Annotated in this window: 14 protein-coding genes; all 14 read left to right on the forward strand. The window is 43.9% G+C overall.

Annotated elements, in window-relative coordinates:
• The 14 genes from LKO28_RS05430 (at position 1) to LKO28_RS05495 (ending at position 20,804) form a co-directional block, all read left to right on the forward strand.
• A complete protein-coding gene (locus LKO28_RS05430) occupies positions 1-960 on the forward strand; it encodes a transketolase family protein (RefSeq protein ID WP_227693690.1) in 960 nt (319 codons plus the stop codon).
• Between the two features lie 11 nt (positions 961-971).
• The gene (locus LKO28_RS05435) at positions 972-1,919 is read left to right on the forward strand and encodes a D-ribose ABC transporter substrate-binding protein (RefSeq protein ID WP_227693691.1); all 948 of its coding nucleotides are present in this window, start codon (positions 972-974) and stop codon (positions 1,917-1,919) included.
• Entirely contained in the window at positions 1,906-2,565 is a 660-nt protein-coding gene (locus LKO28_RS05440; protein WP_227693692.1) for a DUF2291 family protein, read from the forward strand. The genes LKO28_RS05435 and LKO28_RS05440 overlap by 14 nt, the downstream gene beginning before the upstream one ends.
• Positions 2,562-4,076 (forward strand): sugar ABC transporter ATP-binding protein, encoded by a 1,515-nt coding sequence (locus tag LKO28_RS05445; RefSeq protein WP_227693693.1) that lies wholly within the window; start codon positions 2,562-2,564, stop codon positions 4,074-4,076. The genes LKO28_RS05440 and LKO28_RS05445 overlap by 4 nt, the downstream gene beginning before the upstream one ends.
• A gap of 9 nt (positions 4,077-4,085) precedes the next feature.
• A complete protein-coding gene (locus LKO28_RS05450) occupies positions 4,086-5,069 on the forward strand; it encodes an ABC transporter permease (protein ID WP_227693694.1) in 984 nt (327 codons plus the stop codon).
• Between the two features lies 1 nt (position 5,070).
• Positions 5,071-6,561 carry an FGGY family carbohydrate kinase gene (locus LKO28_RS05455; protein ID WP_227693695.1) on the forward strand — a complete coding sequence of 497 codons (1,491 nt, stop codon included), beginning with the start codon at positions 5,071-5,073 and terminating at the stop codon, positions 6,559-6,561.
• Between the two features lie 48 nt (positions 6,562-6,609).
• Positions 6,610-7,272: an aspartate/glutamate racemase family protein gene (locus LKO28_RS05460; protein ID WP_227693696.1), complete on the forward strand. Its 663-nt coding sequence runs from the start codon at positions 6,610-6,612 to the stop codon at positions 7,270-7,272.
• Between the two features lie 12 nt (positions 7,273-7,284).
• Positions 7,285-8,625: a bile acid:sodium symporter family protein gene (locus LKO28_RS05465; protein WP_227693697.1), complete on the forward strand. Its 1,341-nt coding sequence runs from the start codon at positions 7,285-7,287 to the stop codon at positions 8,623-8,625.
• The gene (locus LKO28_RS05470) at positions 8,618-9,871 is read left to right on the forward strand and encodes a ribulose-bisphosphate carboxylase large subunit family protein (protein ID WP_227693698.1); all 1,254 of its coding nucleotides are present in this window, start codon (positions 8,618-8,620) and stop codon (positions 9,869-9,871) included. Before LKO28_RS05465 ends, LKO28_RS05470 begins: the two co-directional genes overlap by 8 nt.
• A gap of 11 nt (positions 9,872-9,882) precedes the next feature.
• Positions 9,883-11,268 (forward strand): four-carbon acid sugar kinase family protein, encoded by a 1,386-nt coding sequence (locus tag LKO28_RS05475; protein WP_227693699.1) that lies wholly within the window; start codon positions 9,883-9,885, stop codon positions 11,266-11,268.
• A gap of 108 nt (positions 11,269-11,376) precedes the next feature.
• On the forward strand, positions 11,377-14,139 hold the full coding sequence (locus LKO28_RS05480; RefSeq protein WP_227693700.1) for a family 78 glycoside hydrolase catalytic domain: 2,763 nt from the start codon (positions 11,377-11,379) through the stop codon (positions 14,137-14,139).
• A gap of 4 nt (positions 14,140-14,143) precedes the next feature.
• Entirely contained in the window at positions 14,144-15,238 is a 1,095-nt protein-coding gene (locus tag LKO28_RS05485) for a glycosylase (RefSeq protein WP_227693701.1), read from the forward strand.
• A 24-nt stretch (positions 15,239-15,262) separates the two neighbouring features.
• Entirely contained in the window at positions 15,263-17,653 is a 2,391-nt protein-coding gene (locus tag LKO28_RS05490) for a glycoside hydrolase family 2 TIM barrel-domain containing protein (RefSeq protein ID WP_227693702.1), read from the forward strand.
• A gap of 34 nt (positions 17,654-17,687) precedes the next feature.
• The gene (locus tag LKO28_RS05495) at positions 17,688-20,804 is read left to right on the forward strand and encodes a SusC/RagA family TonB-linked outer membrane protein (RefSeq protein WP_227693703.1); all 3,117 of its coding nucleotides are present in this window, start codon (positions 17,688-17,690) and stop codon (positions 20,802-20,804) included.
• The last annotated feature ends 4 nt before the right edge of the window (positions 20,805-20,808 follow it).

Below are 20,808 nucleotides of genomic sequence, written 5' to 3' on the forward strand. Positions count from 1 at the left end.
ATGATGAATAAAGAGATAAAAATGGGAAAAGCAAACTTGGAAACTTTCTCTGAAACGCTACAGGGTATAGCAGAGGAGAATAAAAGTTTGCTGGTGGTAACAAGCGATTCCCGCGGATCGGGTAAATTGGTTCCTTTTGCACAGCGTTTTCCAAAACAACTGGTAGAAGTTGGCATCGCCGAACAGAACTTGGTTGGTATATCCGCCGGATTAGCCTCTACTGGTAAACAGGTTTTTGCGGTTTCACCCGCTTGCTTTTTGACGGCAAGATCCTTAGAGCAGATAAAAAATGACGTAGCATATTCCGATAACCCGGTGACATTAGTAGGGATCAGTGCCGGAGTGAGCTATGGAGCGCTGGGTTCTACCCACCATAGTTTGCACGACTATGCGGCTTTACGCGCAATCCATAACCTAGTGGTCTGTGCACCGGCTGATAATTTTGAAACAAAGGAAGCAGTGCGACAAGCAGCCGAGGCGACGCATCCGATATATCTGCGCTTCGGTAAACGGCCGATGCCAGTGTTGAGCGAAGAGGTGCCTTTTGTATTTGGGAAAGGGCGTGTCTTGCGGGAAGGAAAAGATATTGCTATTGTGACGACTGGCGAGCTGTTGCATCCGGCCTTGGAAGCCGCCGCAAGGTTGAAGGAGTCACAGGGTATCGCCGCCACGGTTGTTAGTATGCATACTGTAAAACCGCTAGATACAGATTTGTTGACGAAGCTAGCGGCCACAGGAATGCCTATTTTAACCGTAGAAGAGCATAGTGTATACGGTGGTCTAGGGGAAGCATGTGCTTCATTTTTATTGCAAGCAGGCTTTTCTAATCGTTTCCAGATTATGGCGATTCCGGACGAATATACGGTCACCGGCGCACAACAAGAAATATTCGACCATTATGGTCTTAATGAAGAAGGGATAACGGCGGTTGCGGAACAGCTGCTGGAAATTGCTAAATAAACCTATTTATTATGTATATCATATATAGATATCTGCTTATAGGGGGATTGCTGTCGCTAATTATCGCTTGTGGTCGTGGTGAAAAGAACAACCCTTCGGAAAAACAGATTGCGATCATTGTTTCAACATTGAACAACCCTTGGTTTGTATTCCTAGCCGAAACGGCGAAGGATGAAGCAGAAAAACGGGGCTATGTCGCGCGCATTTTTGATTCCCAGAATAATACGTCTTTAGAGTCAGATCATTTTGAAAATGCGGTAGCACTAGGTTACGATGCGATACTACTTAATGCGACTGATTCAGACGGTTCTGTCGCGAATGCACGTAAAGCAATGGAAGCGGGCGTTCCAGTTTTTTGTATGGACCGAGAACTGAATGATCCGAAAGCAGCAACATCGCAAATTGTGTCGGATAGTTATTCCGGTTGTGTGGAATTAGGGGGGCTGTTCGTCCGTTCATTGGGAAAGAAAGGCAAATATGTGGAATTGTTAGGTTTAGTTGGCGATAATAATACGTGGAACAGATCGAAAGGATTTCATTATGTGGTGGATCATTTTCCAGAAATCGAGATGGTGGCGCAGCAAAGTGCGGACTTTGACAGAAACAAGGCTATGGAAGTATTGGAGTCTATTTTGCAGGCGCATCCTGATATAGATGCGGTCTTTTGTGGAAATGATGCGATGGCCATGGGGGCTTATCAAGCATTGGTAGCAGTAGGTAAAGATGAAAAGATTCAAGTTTTTGGTTTCGATGGTTCGGAAGATGCGGTAGGTTCTATCCAATCGGGTGGACTTTCAGCTACGGTGATGCAATTTCCACAAAAAATAGCAGAGACGGCTGTCGCGTTCTCTGGAGAGTTTTTTGAAGGTAAAACTACCTTTCCGCAAAAAACCTTGGTGGACGTAGAATTGGTTACTCCTGAAAATGTACGTATATATTCGAGCTATGGTAAAGAATGATAAAGGCAAACCGTCCAAAAACCGCAAAGTTTTAAAGTATGGCCTTATTGGCCTAGTCAGCATTTTTTTACTGTATAATTCCTTTTATGTGGTATCGCTGGATTCGCGTATTTCGAAGCAGGTAGATGGAGAGGCTGAGTTATTAGCAGACATGTATCTAACCGAAAGACTCCCAGAGGTGTTGGCGAGTGCGGCTGAACCCTGTGCATTATTGCAGGCATTAACCCAAGAGGATGCGGACTGGGGACAGTACGGAAAGCAGACTAATATTGGGAATCGATATTATTTTTTAGTCCGTGGTGAAGGTATAGTGGAAGAAATTAACGATAGCTTCGTGCGGATAAAATTTGGAGCAGGACCGGAAGCTTGTTCGTTGCGTTTAGCAACCGTTTATATTTTCGGTAATGAGATTCGCGACGCTTCGGGAGAGTTACGATTGGAGGATGTAGGTGAATTGGCTAAGTTTAATGCGATCTCGGAGATTATAAATAAACAAGTGCGGGAACAAGTGGTTCCGGCCTTTTTGGATGCCGTGCAAGTGGGGCAGCGAGTTAGTGTCCAGGGTGCGTTTGCACTAAACAAACGTCTGGGTATAACGGCCGATTTTGAAGTTATGCCGACACAGCTACAAATTATAACGGAATGAGAAGTATCATGGTCTCTTTAAAAAATATCACCAAGCAGTTTAACGGTGTGTATGCACTACGCGATGTTAGCATGGAGTTTCCTGCTGGAAAGGTGATTGCGTTGATTGGTGAGAATGGTGCCGGCAAATCGACGTTGATGAATATATTGAGCGGCGTGTATGGGGACTACGAAGGGGACTTGGTTTATAAAGATCAAGTAATGCATTTCCAGGGCCCTCGGGATGCACAAGATCAGGGCATTACCATTATCCACCAAGAGCTCAATCTGATACCTTATCTCAGCGTGGTGGAGAACATCTTTTTAGGTAGAGAGCTTATGACGCCATGGGGTGCTTTGGACACTGCTCAGATGAAACGGGTCGCCAAGGAACTCCTTTCGCGGCTGAAGTTAGATCTTCATTTGGATACTCCTGTGTCTCAATTGAAGGTTGGCGAATGCCAATTGATCGAAATAGCCAAAGCGTTGCTCGTTGAAAGCAATGTGGTAATTATGGATGAGCCAACGTCGGCTATCAGTGAATCGGAAGTAAACGCATTATATGACATCATCGCGGATCTCAAAGCATCGGGCAAAACAGTGGTCTATATATCCCATAAGATGAAGGAGCTATTCGCGCTTGCAGACGAGTATGTCGTATTGCGGGATGGTCAGGTGGTTAAACAAGGCTTGATGGGTGAGGTAGATGAGCAGCAACTGGTCAATATGATGGTAGGAAGAGACTTGGCAGCACGGGTTAGATGTCCCGATCGAATTACCGAAACGACAGTAATTCGGGTAGATAAATTGTCGCTTGCCCATCCGGATAAGGAGGGGATGCTACTGGATAACCTATCTTTTGATTTGGTGAAGGGCGAAATTTTGGGCGTTTTTGGTTTGATGGGGGCGGGAAGAACAGAACTGCTGGAAACATTGTTTGGTTTACGCGGAAAGCCGTTGTCGGGCAGTTTTTCTTTTGATCAGCATGAAATATCTTTTTTTAGTTCGCCTAATCAAGCGCTTCGGTACGGTCTGGCTCTTGTACCGGAAGACCGTAAAGGAGATGGATTAGTGCTGGGAATGAATGTGCGATCTAACCTATCCCTTTCGGTGTTGTCGAGTTTAGAAAACTTAGGTGTTTTAGCCGATGTGCAGGAAAAGGAACTTTGCCAGCAGTACGTGGAACGTTTGCGTATTAAAACGGCGAGCGACCAGCAGTTTGTGGGTAATTTGAGTGGAGGGAATCAGCAGAAGGTAGTGCTAGCCAAATACCTGGCTACGAATCCGAAAGTACTGATGCTGGACGAGCCTACACGGGGTATTGATGTATACGCCAAACAAGAAATTTATGATTTAATAAGAGAGCAAGCTGGTCTCGGATTGGGCGTTATCGTTGTTTCGTCGGAATTACCCGAATTATTTGCCATTACCGACCGTATTCTGGTGATGTGTGATGGCCGAATTACAAAACAGTTTAAGACAGACGAAGCTACTGAAGAAACGATTTTACAGGCAGCTTTGCCAGATAAATAAGTATACCATATGAATTTAAGTATTGCCCCATATAAAAAAAGATTACAGCAGTTGCAGCCGTTAATTGCTTTATTTTTGCTGTGTTTTATTATCGCCATCTTTTCCGATCGTTTTATGACGGTGACCAATCTTTGGAATGTGATGCGCCAAATTTCCGTGAACGTCTGCATCGCGGTCGGGATGACTTTGGTCATCATATCGGCAGGCATTGATTTGTCAGTAGGTTCTGTACTTGCTTTCGCAGGAGCTGTCACGGCTTCTTTTTTGAGTATGGGTGTGGAACTTCCGGTCTTCGGGGTGTATGCAGGATTTACGACGGTGGGAGCCATTTTAATGGGAATTGTTATGGGAGGTGTTTTGGGCCTGGTTAACGGCTGGGTGATCACCTATTTTAAAGTGCAACCATTTGTGGCCACACTGGCTATGTTAACGATTGCCCGCGGACTTACGATGCTTTGGACGAAGGGATATCCGATAAGTTCTTTAGGAGAACCATTTGCGCAGTTGGGGACAGGCTGGTTTTTAGGGGTACCCATACCAGTTTGGATTGCTGCTTTGGTGACTGTTTTAGCGGTTTTTACGATGAGAAAAACCCGATTTGGTCGCTACATTTATGCGATTGGAGGAAATGAACGCGCGGCACGGTTGTCTGGTATTAAAGTGAACCGTGTGAAGACTTTGGTTTATATGCTAGCGGGTATGCTAGCTGCGGTAGGCGGTATATTGGTCACTTCTCGTCTTGACTCTGCCCAGCCAAATGCAGGTGTTGGCTATGAATTGGACGCTATTGCGGCGGTAGTGATAGGAGGGACCTCCCTGTCAGGCGGACGAGGCCTAATTATGGGCACCGTATTGGGAGCGGTAATTATCGGGGTGTTAAACAACGGTTTGGTGCTGCTGGGGGTGTCTCCTTTTTGGCAACAGGTCGTGAAAGGTATGGTCATTTTGATTGCGGTCATTATTGATCGCTCGCAGCACAAAGATAAAAAATAAGATGAGCAACAAACCATATATTATAGCGATAGATCAGGGAACGAGCAGCACAAAAACCCTCGCTTTTGATACGTCGGGCAAGGTTGTGGCCAAAGGAGCGGCGAAGTTGGATATTCGTTATGAACAAAATTTCGTCGAACAATGCCCCGAAGAAATTTACCAGAGTGTCTTGCAAGCGGTCGAGGCTTGTCGCGATGATCTCGTACAACAGGGCATACATTCGAATCAGATTGCAGCGGTGGGTATCACGAACCAACGGGAAACTTTCGTGCTTTGGGATGCATCGGGAAACGTACTATATAACGCGATATCCTGGCAATGTAAACGCTCTTCAGCCATTTGTGATCGATTAAAGAATAATGGTAAAGAAAATTTAATAAAGACCAAAACAGGCTTACCGATTGACCCTTATTTTTCGGCAACAAAGCTGATTTGGCTAGTGGAAAATGTGCCGGCTATTGCTGCGGAACTTAAGGGGGGAAATGTGTTTTTTGGCACCGTAGATACCTGGATACTGTATAAGCTGACGGCAGGTCAGTGTTATCGAACCGACCATACAAATGCATCGCGTACGATGTTGTTCAATATTTATGAGCTGACTTGGGATGAGGCGTTGTTGAAAGAGTTTGGTTTACAGGGGTTAAGGCTTCCAGAGGTTTGTTCCTCTTCTGATAAATATGCCCTTTCTACATTTGATGGTTTGTTTGATGAGCCTTTGCCCATTCGTGCGGTTATCGGTGATTCGCAAGCAGCGGCGTTAGGCGCGGGGTGCTTTAAGCGTGGAGAAGCAAAAGCTACTTTAGGCACTGGTAGTTCAATTATGATGGCAGTCGGACAGGATTTGCGTTATAAAGGTCAGGATACCGTAGATGCGATTTATTATAGTACGGAACAAGGTGTGGTGTACGCTGCTGAAGGAATTATCGTTTCATGTGGAGCCACGATTACATGGATGCGCGATCAGTTGAGGTTATTTGTGGAGGAAAAAGAGCTACAACAAATTGCCCAAGAAGTACCTGCAAATCACGGTGTGACCGTGATACCCGCCTTTAGTGGAATGGGAACCCCTTATTGGAAAAAGGATGCTAAAGCCACAATTACAGGCTTGACTTTTGGCAGCGATCGTTCGCATCTAATCCGAGCAGCATTAGAATCCGTATGTTTTCAAATAAAGGATGTTATTCTAGCAACGGAGGCAGAGCATCAATTGAAACTATCTCAATTGATGGTTAACGGGGGTATGTCAAAAAACAAGTTTGTCGTACAATTTCTAGCTGACTTGTTAAATAAGCCGGTCGTGTGTGGTGCTATGGCCGATGCATCGGCGTTAGGCTGTGCGCGATTAGCAGGGATTGGCGTGTGGGGAACCTCGCTGGAAGTAGTTTTGCCACAAAACGAAAACAATACGGTGATTTTTTACCCTAGTTCGTCACAAGACGCAACACAGAAGAGCTATAAAAGATGGCGGGATATGGTCGAACGTTTTCTGTAAACCGACATAGCAGTTACGATATATAAAGAAAAAAATAAAAGAAAAAATATGAAAAAGATAGGACTTATCCATACATCGGCGACGCTCGTTCCGGTATTTCAAGATTTGTTTAAAGACAAGGCTGTTCCGGCGGAGGTATTTAATATCGTTGATGACAGCCTCATTAAAGATGTCATTGCAAAGGGTCGATTGGAAGAAGACACAGCCCAACGTGTCATCAATTATGTGACGTCTGCCGAACAAGCGGGTGCAGACCTGATCATGGTGACTTGCTCCTCGATAGGCCGAGCCGTAGAACGGGCAGCGGAAAAGGCAGGAGTGCCGGTTATTCGAGTTGATCAGCCTATGGTAGATCGGGCAGTAGCAGAAGGAAAACGTATAGGTGTTGTGGCCACGTTGCCGACGACATTAGAACCGACTAGTGACCTAGTTTTGCGTAGGGCAGAAAAGGCCGGGAAAAAAGTGGAGCTGACAAGCCGTTTATGCGAAGGGGCTTTTGAAGCCCTTATGGGAGGAGATCCAGTTAAGCACGACGATATGATTATAGCAGCGCTTCGTGAGTTGTCGGGAGAGGTGGATGTGATTTTGTTGGCACAAGCTTCCATGGCACGAGCGGTTAACCAAATGCCCGACAGCGAACGAAACGTGCCAATATTGAGTAGTCCAGGCATTGCAGTGGACCATTTGGCAGCAGTATGCGAAGCATCCTAATAAAAAAGATCGATGATGAGCAATTGGAGATTATGGAGCTTTTGGCTAGGGATGTTTGGGCTCGCGATTGCGGGTATAGGATTCTTTTTTGATATTTTTATTGACTTTCAGCAGGCGCTGCTCTTAGGTAGTATCTTTAGTGCGATTGGTCTTGGTGCTTTCGGTAGTACCAAGGGATACCAATACACCATGTGGATTATTGTAGCCGTTATTGCAGGGATGACTTTTCCAGACCGAATTTTGCATGTTGGTGATTTTGATATGCGAAATAAATGGCTTATCCTAGTGGTCATCCAGTTGGTGATGTTTGGAATGGGTATACAGATGAAAGTGCAAGATTTTACCCGAATCGGGGCTTCTGGAAAAGGAGTCGCTATCGGTTTGGCTACTCAGTTCACGATTATGCCGTTGGTAGGCTTTTTGCTCACCAAGGTCTTTGATTTTGAACCGGAGATCGCGGCAGGCGTTATCTTGATTGGTTGTTGTTCCAGTGGCTTGGCCTCGAATGTCATGGCCTATATTGCGAAAGCTAATTTGGTGTTGTCGGTAACGGTAACAGCACTAACGACCATAGTAGCACCCATCATGACGCCTTTTATGATGAAGGTTTATGCAGGGACGATGGTAGAGGTGGGTTTTTTAGAGATGGCTATGGAAATTATCAAAATCATGATTGTGCCTATAGGTGCAGGGTTGCTGCATGATTATCTTAAGACGGCATCCCCGACGACCTATAAACGCTTGGGCCGGACGTCTATCATCATTCTCCTATTGTTGACGGTTTCGATCGTTAGTTTTCAGCTATTTTTTAAGGATGTCATTACGTCGACGGGAATGGCCATAGTGGAAGCTTGTTGCTTTATATTGGGTGCTATACCGGTCGGGTTTGGCTATCATTTATTGACAAAAAGACTGCCGTCATTAGATAAACGCATGCCCTATTTTTCTATGTTCGGTATTATATATTTTACAGCAGTGACAACTGCTGCGGGGCAAAAATACCTCATGGAAATTGGAGCAGTATTGTTTTTGGCTGCGGTCATACATAATGGAGCAGGTTACTTTTTTGGTTACTGGTTCAGTAAACTGTTTGGTTTGAATGACTACTCTGCTCGCGCCATGGCCTTAGAGATTGGTTTACAAAACGGAGGAATGGCCAGTGGATTGGCCGGCAGTATGGGCAAGTTAGGTACCGTGGGGCTTGCCGCAGCTGTATTTAGTCCCTGGATGAATATATCCGGGTCGATTTTAGCGAATTATTGGAGAAGAAAACAAGAGAAAGAAGACCGGTTGAATGGGCAAGCCGGCGTGGAACAACGAGAAGATAATAAAATTAAGGAAGAGCATGGATAGAATTGAAGCGACTTATTATGTGGAAACCCCGTACCCGTTAGCTGATGCGGCAGCGGTAATGGCAGGAGAACAGTCGTCGGGAACGTTTGTCGCCATACCTGGCGAAACAGAAGAATTAAAAATGCAGTATGCCGCACGCGTTGAGCGGATAGAAGAATTGGAAACGGTGACACACGCTTCGTTACCAAGCGAACAGCTACATTTCGACAAATATCACCGGGGATTGGTGACAATTTCCTGGTCACTTGCCAATTTCGGTGCGAATCTACCGGTGCTTTGTTCTACCGTGATGGGCAATTTATACGAATTGCGTCAGTTTACGGGCATAAAGCTGATGGATATTCAGATCCCGGATAGTTATACGAAGCATTTCCGTGGTCCGAAATACGGTATCCAAGGAACGGCAAACCTTATTTCCCCTGAAATGAAAACACCCTTGGTAGGAACGATTATTAAGCCAAGTGTGGGGCTAACGATACCGGATACAGCAGATTTGGTAAAGCGATTGGCCGAAGCCGGTATAGATTTCATCAAAGATGACGAACTAATGGGCTCTAGCCAGAACTCTCCCTTTGAAAAACGGGTAGAAGCTATCATGAAGGTGTTGAATAGCTATCAGGACAAAACCGGAAAAAAGGTAATGTATGCGTTCAACATTAGTGATGAAATGGATAATATGCTTCGGAACTATGAAACGGTGGTCAAAGCAGGGGGGAGTTGTGCAATGGTTAGTTTATACAGTGTAGGCTTAACGGCAACCAAGCGTATAGCGGATATTGGACAGCTAATCATCCACGGACATCGCAACGGTTGGGGAATGCTAAACCGACATCCTTTATTAGGCGTGACTTTTTCTGCTTATCAGAAATTATGGCGGCTGGCAGGTGTTGATCAGCTACATGTCAATGGTATTCGTAATAAGTTTTGGGAATCTGATGATTCGGTGCTCAAATCTATTAAAGGATGTCTGGCACCGATGGGCAACATACAGCCTGCTCTCCCGGTGCTGTCATCAGGACAGTGGGGTGGACAAGCTATCGATACCTATAGACTAAGTAAGACGACCGACTTTTTGTATTTGGCGGGCGGTGGTATAATGGCACATCCCGGCGGGATCGATAGCGGTGTCAAAGGTATTAAGCAAGCTTGGGAAGCGGCGGTAGCGGGCTTAACTTTAGCGGAAGCGGCGCAACAGTATCCGGCAGTAAAACAAGCTGTCGAAAAATTTGGAGGGAATAAATCGTAAAAATAGGAAAGATGGCATACAGCATAGCTTTTTTCGGGGACGATTTTACTGGTTCTACGGACGCATTGCAAACATTGGCGGAAATGGGGCTTGATACGGTTCTATTTACCGGCGTTCCGACAGTTGAGCAGTTGCAAGCTTTTGGAGATAAGCAGGCTATCGGTATAGCCGGGATGACACGTACGCTGCCGACAGCGGAAATTGGCGAACAGCTCCAAAAGGTGTTTGATCTTTTTTCGGCGATGGATGTAAAACATGTCCATTATAAGGTTTGTTCCACGTTTGACTCTTCTCCGACCATAGGAAGCATCGGTGAAGCTATTGATATCGGAATGGACGCATTTTCTGCCAAGATGGTTCCGTTAGTGGTGGGAGCGCCGTATTTGGGGAGGTATTGTGCTTTTGGAAATCTATTTGCCCGGATGGGAACTGGAGGAGAGGGGGAAGTTTTTCGGTTGGACCGGCATCCTAGTATGGCTAAACATCCCGTTACGCCCGCTAAAGAAAGTGATCTCCGTCTTCACCTCGCGCAGCAAACAGATAAGACAATTGGTTTGATTGATGTAACGCAACTGGATAGCTTGGATGCATCGACCATCGTTCGAAAAATCGACGAGGAAACGCAAGCAGCAGTAACGTTGTTTGATGCGATGACAGAACAGCATTTAGAACGTATCGGAGAGGTGCTGGAAGAACTGTCAACGCGGCAGCAGCACCCACTTTATTCCGTCGGATCTTCAGCCGTGTCAAAGGCACTTTGTGCCGCATGGAACAAGCAAGGAATAGTATCGCCACGGACAGAATGGCCAACGCTTGAATCGGCTAAACCTTTATTGGTGCTTTCGGGAAGCGGTTCGGTAGTTACAGGAAAACAGATCGAATATGCAATTGCACATGGATTTAAAGAGGTGCCTATAGACGGTGTAGGGTTGGCTAATGATCCCGATACCTACGATCTTTCTGCTGTAGTGGAAGAAGTACGAGAACACATGCTGATGGGGCGGAGCGTAATCGTACATACCAGTATTGGTCCGGATGATCCTCGGTTGGGAAAAACAAGAGAAGTTTTGCAAGAGCGGGGATTGTCTTCCTTAGAAATTAACGGGTATACGGCTAGTTTGTATGGTAAGACATTAGCACATATTACGGATCAGGTGGCTCAGGTATTGAAACTGGACCGCGTGGTGGTTGCTGGCGGGGATACGTCAAGTTTATTTGCGCGTCATTTAGGTATTGAAGCCGTAGAAATGGTGGCTCCTGTGGTACCCGGTGCACCACTTTGCGAGATACATGCCCAAAAGCCCCATATTCAAGGCATGACGATCAATTTCAAAGGGGGGCAAGTAGGTGGTATCGATTACTTTTTACGTATGGAAAAGGGAGGAGAGCTTATGTAACAAACAGGACACTACAGGACGGCGGTTTAGTAGTGTTTTGATAGTTTCACCAGAAACTGACGTTTGTTTTCCTTGTGGTTGGAAAGCGTGATAAGATAATATAAGTAAATGAAAATTTTATACAAAATGAAGGGGCTCAAAATTGATCAACATCTATTTTTCTACATATTTGTCACCTTTATTTTAGTAGGTGCATCTAGTTGTTCTGTATCAAAGCGGTTACATGTAGAACAGGTGCAAATCGAAGGACGTGAAAATCCCTTAGGCATTAATACGCTGGTGCCGTCCTTTAGCTGGCAACTCCATAGTAACGGACATAACGTCGTGCAGACGGCATATCGAATCATCGTTAGTAGTCATCCAGATTTATCGAAACAAAAGCATATTCTGTGGAATTCCGACTGGGTGGCTACGGATCAGTCGTTATATAATATATACAATGGACAGCATCTGCAGACGGGAAAAACCTATTATGTACGTGTTGAAGTAAAAGATAATCAAGGAAATGTTGCGAAGAGTATTGTACAAAATTTTCATACAGGACTGTTAGCGGAAGCTGACTGGGAAGGTGCCCAATGGATTACAAAAGAGATACTTCCCGATTCTTTCGTTAACCCGCTTCCGCTAAGCTCGAGTAAGCTCAGGATTGATAAAAGTTATGAATTACCCGTATTTCGGAAGAATATAAATGTAGACAAGAAAGTCGTGTCTTCAATAGGTTACATTTCGGGGCTTGGGCATTACGAATTATTGTTGAATGGTGAGGCGGTGGACAGTGCAGTATTGCAGCCGGGTTGGACAAAATACGATAAAGAAGCTTATTATGTAGTTTACGATTTAACGGATCAGTGGCTTAAAGGCAAGAATACGATCGGTGTGATGCTGGGTAATGGTTTTTATTATATCCCCCCTATCAGCGGAAGATTTCAAAAGCATAAAGTAGCTTTCGGATTACCGAAAGTGAAGATGAAAGTGGTTAATCGATACGATGATGGAACGGAGGAAACAATCGTAAGTGATGATACTTGGAAAGTACATCGTTCGCCGATTACATTTTCTAGTATGTACGGTGGCGAAGATTACGATGAACATGTGCTTTCTAAAGATTGGAGTGCACCCTATTATGATGATAGCGCATGGGATAATGCGTTATTGGTCGATGGTCCTTCACTGCGTGTACAGGAGACAGAGCCCGTTCGTATTATGGAGCGCTTTGCGTCGAAATTGGTAAAATCACTGGAGAAAAATATTTACGTGTATGATTTTGGACAGAATGCGTCGGGGATTGTACATGTAAAAATGAAAGGTCAGCAAGGCGATACCGTTCGGATTTATCCGGCAGAGTTGTTAACGGATGGAGGACGTGCAAACCAAAAGCATTCCGGAAGTCCTTACTATTATCAATATGTCTTTGCGCAAGATGGGGAAGTAAGTTGGCGCCCGCGTTTTACGTATTATGGATTTCGTTATGCCGAAGTGCGTTTAATGCCGGCAGGTAACAAGGAAATTGAGATTAAAGAACTTACTGCAGAGCACATTCGGAACGGAGCTCGACAGATTGGAAGCTTTAATACATCAGATACTTTGTTTAATCAAATACATACGTTGATAAATTGGGGTATAAAAAGTAATATGGTGAGTGTATTCACCGATTGTCCACATCGAGAGAAATTAGGTTGGCTGGAGCAGTTACATCTGATGGGGCCTTCTGTTCAATATAACTTCGATGTAGAACGTTTGTTTGCGAAATCACTCCGTGATATGCGACAATCTCAAACGGCGGAAGGCCTAGTGCCTGAAATCGCTCCCGAGTATGTTCACTTCGATTGGGGAGGTGATGTGTTCCGAGATTCTCCAGAATGGGGATCGAGTTCGATTTTACTAGCTTGGTATGCCTACCAATGGTATGGAAATAAAGCGCTTTTAACCGATAATTATGAGATGATGAAAAAATATATGCATTATCTCCACGGAAAAACAAAAGACAATGTGCTTTATCACGGGTTAGGCGATTGGTATGATTTAGGTCCGGAACGTCCTGGTTTTTCTCAGTTGACAACTCCCGGTATCACGGCAACCTCCATTTACTATTACAACCTCCAAGTAATGAGCAAGATTGCTGATCTTATGAACGATGAAGCCTATAAAACGTATGCAGACTCCTTGCAAAAGGTCGTATATCACGCTTTTAATGATACTTTTTATAACGAAGATACCGCATTGTACGGTTCAGGCAGCCAGACTGCACTTGCTATGCCTTTGTATATGGGACTTGTAGGGGAGGCCAACCGTGAGAAGGTGTTAGCAAATCTTATTCAAGACGTTGTAAGCAGGGATACTAGCTTTACCGCAGGCGATATTGGACACCGTTATTTACTCCAGGTGTTACAACAGGCTGGGCGGGATGATTTGATTTATGCGATGCATAAAGACGATAGCCGGCCCGGGTATGGATATCAGATCCGTCAGGGAGCGACCGCGTTAACCGAGTCCTGGGCTGCGTTGCCAACGGTTTCTAACAACCATTTTATGTTAGGCCACCTAATGGAATGGTTTCACACGTGTTTAGGAGGGTTGGGTCAACAAGAAGGATCCATAGCCTATAAACATGTTTGTATAGCCCCTAAATTGTTGGATGTTGTTCAACAAAGATCGGTGGCCTATGAAAGTCCTTATGGCTCGGTGAAATTTGAACAAAATGGCGATATTTTCCAGATAGAAATCCCTGCGAACAGTAAAGCGACCTTGGTACTTCCTGAATCTCGGAAATATCGAGTGAATGGTGAACCGTTCGAAGTTTACAAGCATGAATTGACAGCGGACGGCCTGGCAATAGAATTAGGATCGGGAGAGTATGAAATTAAACAATAAGGTAATGAAGAGAATAACGCTATTGTTGTGTCTCCTTTGGATAGGGAAAATGAGTATTGCACAACCACAAATGGTTTCCGATGCTGAAATGGAGCGTATTTATCAAGAGGTGAAAACTCCTTATAAATACGGGTTAGTATTGACTCCCCAGCAGAAAGGTGACCTTATGGATTGTCCGAGTGTATACCGGATAGGAAAAAAATGGTACATGAGTTATCTTGTTTTCGATGGAGAAGGTTACGAAACTTGGCTGGCCGAGAGTACCGACCTCTTAAATTGGACAACATTAGGTAAACAAATGTCGAAAGAAAATAGTGATAAATGGGATAGCAAACAACGTGCTGGATACAACGCCTTAATAGACACCAAATGGGGTGGAACTTACAAGCCACATACATATGATGGTAAATATTGGATGTCGTATTTTGGGGGTGTCTCGGTAGGGTATGAGCCCGAGCCGTTGGCGATCGGGATGGCGTACACGACCGAAAGACCATCGAAACCTATGGAGTGGGAACGACTTGATAGTCCCGTTTTAACTAGCGAGGATGAAGATGTCCGTTGGTGGGAAAATAGACATAAGCTCTTCAAGAGCTATGTGATTGAAGATAAACAGCGAAATACAGGTCATCGTTTTATTATGTACTACAATGCTGTGGGTGATTCCTTGGAAAACAATAAACCCACAAGATGGTACGAACGGATAGGAATGGCTGTCTCCGATGATATGAAAAATTGGAAACGTTATTTAAAAGATCCTGTGGTACATCATCCGGTGGGTATCACTGGTGACCCAATGATTCAACGTATCGGGAAAACCTGGGTGATGTTTTATTTCGGTGCCTTTTGGAAAGACAGGGCAGGTGCGTTTAATCGATTCGCAGCTTCTAAGGATCTTATCCATTGGACCGATTGGAAAGGGAATAATCTAATAGAATCCACGGAAGATTTTGATAATCAATATGCTCATAAATCCTTTGTTATTAAGCATAAAGGCGTGGTTTACCATTATTATTGTGCGGTGGATAAAGAGGGAAATAGAGGCATAGCGCTAGCGACCTCAACCGATAAAGGGAAAAGTAAAGTAAAGTTTAAATAAGAACAAGTAAATCTCATCATAATTATGTTTAAGAAGTTAGTGTCCTTTCTAGTTCTATTCGTTACATTTTTGTTCGGTATAGCACAACCTCGGGAAACGGTTGATTTTAATGGCGATTGGTCTTTTACTTTAGAAGATGACTTGCAATTTCGACGGGCAGATTTCGTGGCAGCAAATTGGCAAAAAATTGCCTTACCACACGATTGGAGTATAGGATTCGATTTTGGTGAAGAGTATCCTGCAGGCAATGCAGGCGGAGCATTGCCGGGTGGAGTTGGTTGGTATAGGAAAGATTTCTCCTTGCCGGAGGAGGATAAAGGTAAACATATTGTGTTGCATTTTGGCGGAGTTTACCGATACGCTGAAGTTTGGATCAACGACCGGTATTTAGGTAAAAATATAAATGGATATTTGTCGTTTGAGCATGATCTGACCCCCTATTTACACTACGGAAATAAACCTAACGTTGTCGCGGTGCGCGTAGATAATAGTTTACAGCCCAATTCCCGTTGGTATACCGGATCGGGAATATATCGGGATGTGAAATTGGAGAAGCGGTCGTCTGTGCACCTACTGCGCGCGGAGACATTTATTACGACGCCAGAGGTTACTATAGAGAAAAGTACGCTCCGTATACAATCTGCACTTAATAGAGCAACGGCTAAACCCTCCAGAATATTGGTAAAACTGCAGGATAAAAATCAAAAGCTGCTTGCAGAGAAAGTGGTAACGATAGCGGGTGACCAATTTGAAGACGAACTTCAGTTAGGTACTTTGTCCTTATGGTCGCCAGAGAATCCAACTTTGTACGACTTACAAATTGTTTTATTAGATAATGCTAATAAAGTACAGGATGCGTTGACTTATCAAGTAGGTTTCAGGCATTTTCATTTTGATGAAAAACAGGGTTTTTCTTTAAATGGTAAACCCTATAAATTATTCGGGGTCTGTTTACACCATGATCTTGGCGCATTAGGGGCCGCCTTTAATAAATCAGCAGCTAAGCGCCAGTTGCTCATCATGAAAGATATGGGCGTTAATGCTATCCGAACCGCGCACAACCCCCCAGCGGAAGAATTTTTAGATTTATGTGATGAGCTCGGTTTTTTGGTGCAAAATGAGGCTTATGATATGTGGGCCAAGCGTAAAAATAAATTTGATTACCATATCGATTTTGAGCAGCATTACATCGATGACCTTGTAAGCCTTATCAAGCGTGATCGTAATCACACCTCTGTGTTCATGTGGAGTATTGGCAACGAAATTAGAGAGCAATTCGACAGCACAGGTATCGCTTTGACTAAAAATATGTCAGAGGTGGTTAAAAGGCTAGATCCAACGCGTCCTGTTACTGCTGCCCTGACAGAAACAAACTACGACAAGAATTTTATTGCACAAGCACGCTCTTTGGATGTACTCGGATTCAACTATAAATATTTTGATTACGATAAATTGCCAGTAGAATTCAAGGGCTTTCCTTTAATCGCATCAGAAACGACGTCAGCATTGCAGACTAGAGGGGTGTATGATAGCGTACATGATACGATTCAATTGTGGCCGGCTTCTTCACAAGACAAATTTGTCACAAATGGAAATCCCGATTTCACGGTTTCTGCATACGATAATGTGGCCGCTTATTGGGGCACAAGTCACGAACGTGCTTGGTTGGAAGTGAAGAAACGAGATTTCTTGGGTGGTATTTTCGTTTGGACGGGCTTCGATTATTTGGGAGAGCCGGTACCTTACCCATACCCTGCACGTAGTTCCTATTATGGTATTGTAGACTTAGCAGGCCTACCAAAAGATGTGTATTACATGTATCAATCGGAGTGGACAGATACAGAAGTGTTGCACCTTTTGCCGCATTGGAACTGGAAGGAAGGCGAGACCATCGATGTATGGTGCTATTATAATTATGCAGATGCGGTTGAATTATTTTTGAATGGACGTTCGCTCGGTCGGAAATCCAAAACCGACGATCAGTTGCACACCGAATGGAAGGTACCTTTTGAGGCGGGAGAGTTAAAGGTGGTAAAAATAAAAGATGGCAAGGTAGTGCAGGAGGTGATAAAACGAACGGCGGGAGAACCCGTAGATATTAGAGTTGATGTGGAGCACGATCGCTATGCGGTAGATGGCTTAACAGACCTTCATTTTCTGACGGTATCTTTAGTTGATGAACGAGGCACGATTGTGCCCAATAATGATGTAGAATTATCGTTTGTGCCGAAAGAGAATATCACTGTCGTTGGAACGGACAACGGTTATCAAGCAGACCTAAATTCATTGAGTAGTCCAAAACGGAATACTTATAAAGGGTTGGCTGTCGGCATACTGAAGAAGGAAAATGGTGATAAACCAGGAAAAATTGTAATCAAAACAGCCCAATTCGAAAAGGAAGTGACCATTAAATAATAAGTAATTACAAGTTAAAACTAATCCAAAATTTATGAAAAGCCTACATTTTACCAACACATGGAGATTGATACATCGATCAATCATCATGTCGCTGATGATGCTGGGATGCATCATTATGCTACCGATTGAAAACACGTTAGCAGCCGTGCAAGCACAGCAAAGTGTTAATGGGACTGTATTAGACGAGAACGGAAAACCATTGGCAGGTGTTACAGTATCTTTGGAAAATGCCACTGTAAGTACGCTGACAGCGGACGACGGTTCGTTCTCTATTCGTTTGGCCACTCCAACGGGAACTTTATTGTTCACAGCAGTAGGCTATTTAGATTACCCTTTAGCAGTGAAGGCGAATGACCAAGTAACGGTTTCTCTGCAAGTTGATGATCAACAGCTGGATGAGGTTGTTGTTATCGGTTACGGAACCGTTCGAAAGCGCGATTTGACGGGATCAGTTACCTCTGTTAAATCGGAGGATATTGTTCGTTCACCAGCGCATAATCCCTTGGAAGCTATTCAGGGACAAGTGCCTGGACTAGATATTACGCGGACCTCAGGTAGTGCAACTTCTGGAGTCAATATGAATATTCGTGGGAAAAGATCGTTGTCTACGGCTCAAGATGAATATGGTAATGCGATAGCAAATAATCCTTTGGTAATCATTGACGGTATGCAAGGTGGCAATATCAGTGATGTTCATCCGCAGGATATTGAATCGATAGAAGTGTTGAAAGATGCATCTTCTACGGCGATTTATGGTTCGCAGGGTGCAAATGGTGTTATTATTGTAACGACCAAAAGAGGGAAAACCGGTGCGCCTAAGATCAATTTTAATACCTATATAGGTGTTAATGGCTGGGCACAATATCCTGAGATGCGTACAGGCGACGATTATGTTCAGCTTCGGCGCGAAGCCGCGATAACGTCGGGACAGTGGAACGGCCCTGCGGACGACCAAACTTTATTCACGGTAGGTGAGTGGACAGCTTTACAAAACAACCAGTGGGTTAATTGGAAAGATGAAGTATTTAAAAATGGAGTAGTCCAGAACCATCAGTTATCGATTAGCGGAGGTACTGATAATACAACAGCCTTATTGTCTGGGGGATATTACAGGGAATTAGGTTCTTTTAAAGATGATGCTTTAGATAAATATAATCTGCGCTTAAATGTGGATCATAACATTGGAAGTTTCGTAAAAGTGGGAACATCCAGTCAGATAACGCACTACGACGGTAGTGAGCGTGCAGATAATGTTCTCTGGCGTGCAGCAACTAATGTGCCCTTAGGCTTGCCATATGACGATGAAGGAAATGTGATTTTATGGCCATTGGGTCGTGAAGGGAAAGTAAGTCCCTTAGCTGATGAAGCGACACCATATACTGCTCAGCATCGTATTGCAAACACCAATTTAATTACTAACGGATTTGCTGAAATAAAGCCCTTTAAAGGATTTACTTTCCGCTCTAACTTGGGGGTAAACTTATTTTATCACAACAATAAAGACTTTGACAGTGAAAACTCTATTGATCGGGCAGGAGAATTTCCTAACTCTTTAGCGTCTATCTTAAAAACGGATAAGTCCTTTATCTCATGGGATAATATCATCAATTACAACTATGAAACGGGTGCGCATAATTTGACATTGACGGCTTTAACTTCCTGGACGCAGTCAAAATTTAATTCTTCTTATATGGAAGGAACGGGACAGTTAGTGGCTGAGCAGTTATGGCATAATATAGGGGCTAATGATAAAGACTCTTATGTTATTCGTTCGGGATATATACAAAATCAAACGATGTCGTATGCATTTCGTGCGAATTACTCCTACCAGGGAAAATATTTATTAACAGTATCTAATCGCTGGGATGGTGCTTCCCGTCTTTCTGTAGATAACAAATGGGCGATGTTCCCATCTGTTGCTGCGGCTTGGCGTATGAGTGATGAAAATTGGTTCAATCTACCTCAGGTAGACGATTTCAAACTTCGTTTGAGTTATGGACAAACTGGGAATTCGGGTATCAGTCCATATGGCACACAATCTGGGTTGACCTCTTATGCTAATGCGGGTTTTCAAGACCAAGGATTCACCTATTATGCATATAACACATTAATCGGAAACCGCAATTTAGGCTGGGAGAGGTCGGCAGCATGGAACTTAGGAGCAGATCTTCGTTTGTTTGCAAACCGCATCAACTTAGTAGTCGATGTATACGACACCAAAACGACCGATATACTATTGCCTAGAACATTACCGACGTCCATGGGATCAGGTAATAATACACCGTTTCAAATTTATCAGAATATCGGAAGCTCTAGAAACCGCGGAGTCGAGGTTGTCTTAAATACCAAAAATATTGATAAGACTTTTAAATGGAACACGGACTTCACCTTTGGAGCAAATAAGGAGGAAATCCTAGATTTGATCGATGGAAGAGATATCATCGGAGCGACCACTAGGGAAACGGAGAGCTTATTGATTGGTCGGCCATTACAGTCGTTTTATACATTCAAGCGATTAGGAATTTGGCAGACTGATGAGGCTGCGGAAGCGGCGACTTATTTTAAAGATGCAGCTAAGACGCAGCCTTTCAAACCGGGCGATATTAAATTGGCCGATCTGAATGGAGATAACGTGATTGACGATCTTAATGATGTGGCCTATATAGGAACAACATCTCCGCGTTGGACATTAGGTTTTAATAATAATTTTACCTATAAAAACTTCGACGTTAACATCTATACGATCGCACGTTGGGGACAGATGATGGAGTATGATTTTACTGCTTCCTATGATCCACAGGGGAAAGGTAACCATCCGGCTTATTTAGACTATTGGACAGCGGAAAATCCAACCAATGACTTTCCTCGCCCGGATTTGACTAATTTCTATAATTACCTCGGATACCAGTCGTACAGCTACGTAGACGGTTCATACATCAAATTGAAAACGGTAACAATAGGATACCGTTTGCCGAAATCTTTTACAGATCGTGCGCACCTAAATGGAGCGCGGTTGTACCTTAGCGGGAACAATTTGTTCTCATGGTCGAAAAGTGACTTAGTACAAAATTACGATGCAGAACGTGGAGGCTCAGCGAAAAGCCCGTTATTGCGTCAATTTGTATTCGGTATTAATTTAGATTTTTAAGGAG

Origin of the sequence: Sphingobacterium sp. FBM7-1 (assembly GCF_020687765.1) — a bacterium.
Lineage (GTDB): Bacteria > Bacteroidota > Bacteroidia > Sphingobacteriales > Sphingobacteriaceae > Sphingobacterium.

Coding starts and splice junctions, on each gene's coding strand:
- LKO28_RS05430 (WP_227693690.1), top strand. CDS start 1: ATGATGAATAAAGAGATAAAAATGGGAAAAGCAAACTTGGAAACTTTC.
- LKO28_RS05435 (WP_227693691.1), top strand. CDS start 972: ATGTATATCATATATAGATATCTGCTTATAGGGGGATTGCTGTCGCTA.
- LKO28_RS05440 (WP_227693692.1), top strand. CDS start 1,906: ATGGTAAAGAATGATAAAGGCAAACCGTCCAAAAACCGCAAAGTTTTA.
- LKO28_RS05445 (WP_227693693.1), top strand. CDS start 2,562: ATGAGAAGTATCATGGTCTCTTTAAAAAATATCACCAAGCAGTTTAAC.
- LKO28_RS05450 (WP_227693694.1), top strand. CDS start 4,086: ATGAATTTAAGTATTGCCCCATATAAAAAAAGATTACAGCAGTTGCAG.
- LKO28_RS05455 (WP_227693695.1), top strand. CDS start 5,071: ATGAGCAACAAACCATATATTATAGCGATAGATCAGGGAACGAGCAGC.
- LKO28_RS05460 (WP_227693696.1), top strand. CDS start 6,610: ATGAAAAAGATAGGACTTATCCATACATCGGCGACGCTCGTTCCGGTA.
- LKO28_RS05465 (WP_227693697.1), top strand. CDS start 7,285: ATGATGAGCAATTGGAGATTATGGAGCTTTTGGCTAGGGATGTTTGGG.
- LKO28_RS05470 (WP_227693698.1), top strand. CDS start 8,618: ATGGATAGAATTGAAGCGACTTATTATGTGGAAACCCCGTACCCGTTA.
- LKO28_RS05475 (WP_227693699.1), top strand. CDS start 9,883: ATGGCATACAGCATAGCTTTTTTCGGGGACGATTTTACTGGTTCTACG.
- LKO28_RS05480 (WP_227693700.1), top strand. CDS start 11,377: ATGAAAATTTTATACAAAATGAAGGGGCTCAAAATTGATCAACATCTA.
- LKO28_RS05485 (WP_227693701.1), top strand. CDS start 14,144: ATGAAGAGAATAACGCTATTGTTGTGTCTCCTTTGGATAGGGAAAATG.
- LKO28_RS05490 (WP_227693702.1), top strand. CDS start 15,263: ATGTTTAAGAAGTTAGTGTCCTTTCTAGTTCTATTCGTTACATTTTTG.
- LKO28_RS05495 (WP_227693703.1), top strand. CDS start 17,688: ATGAAAAGCCTACATTTTACCAACACATGGAGATTGATACATCGATCA.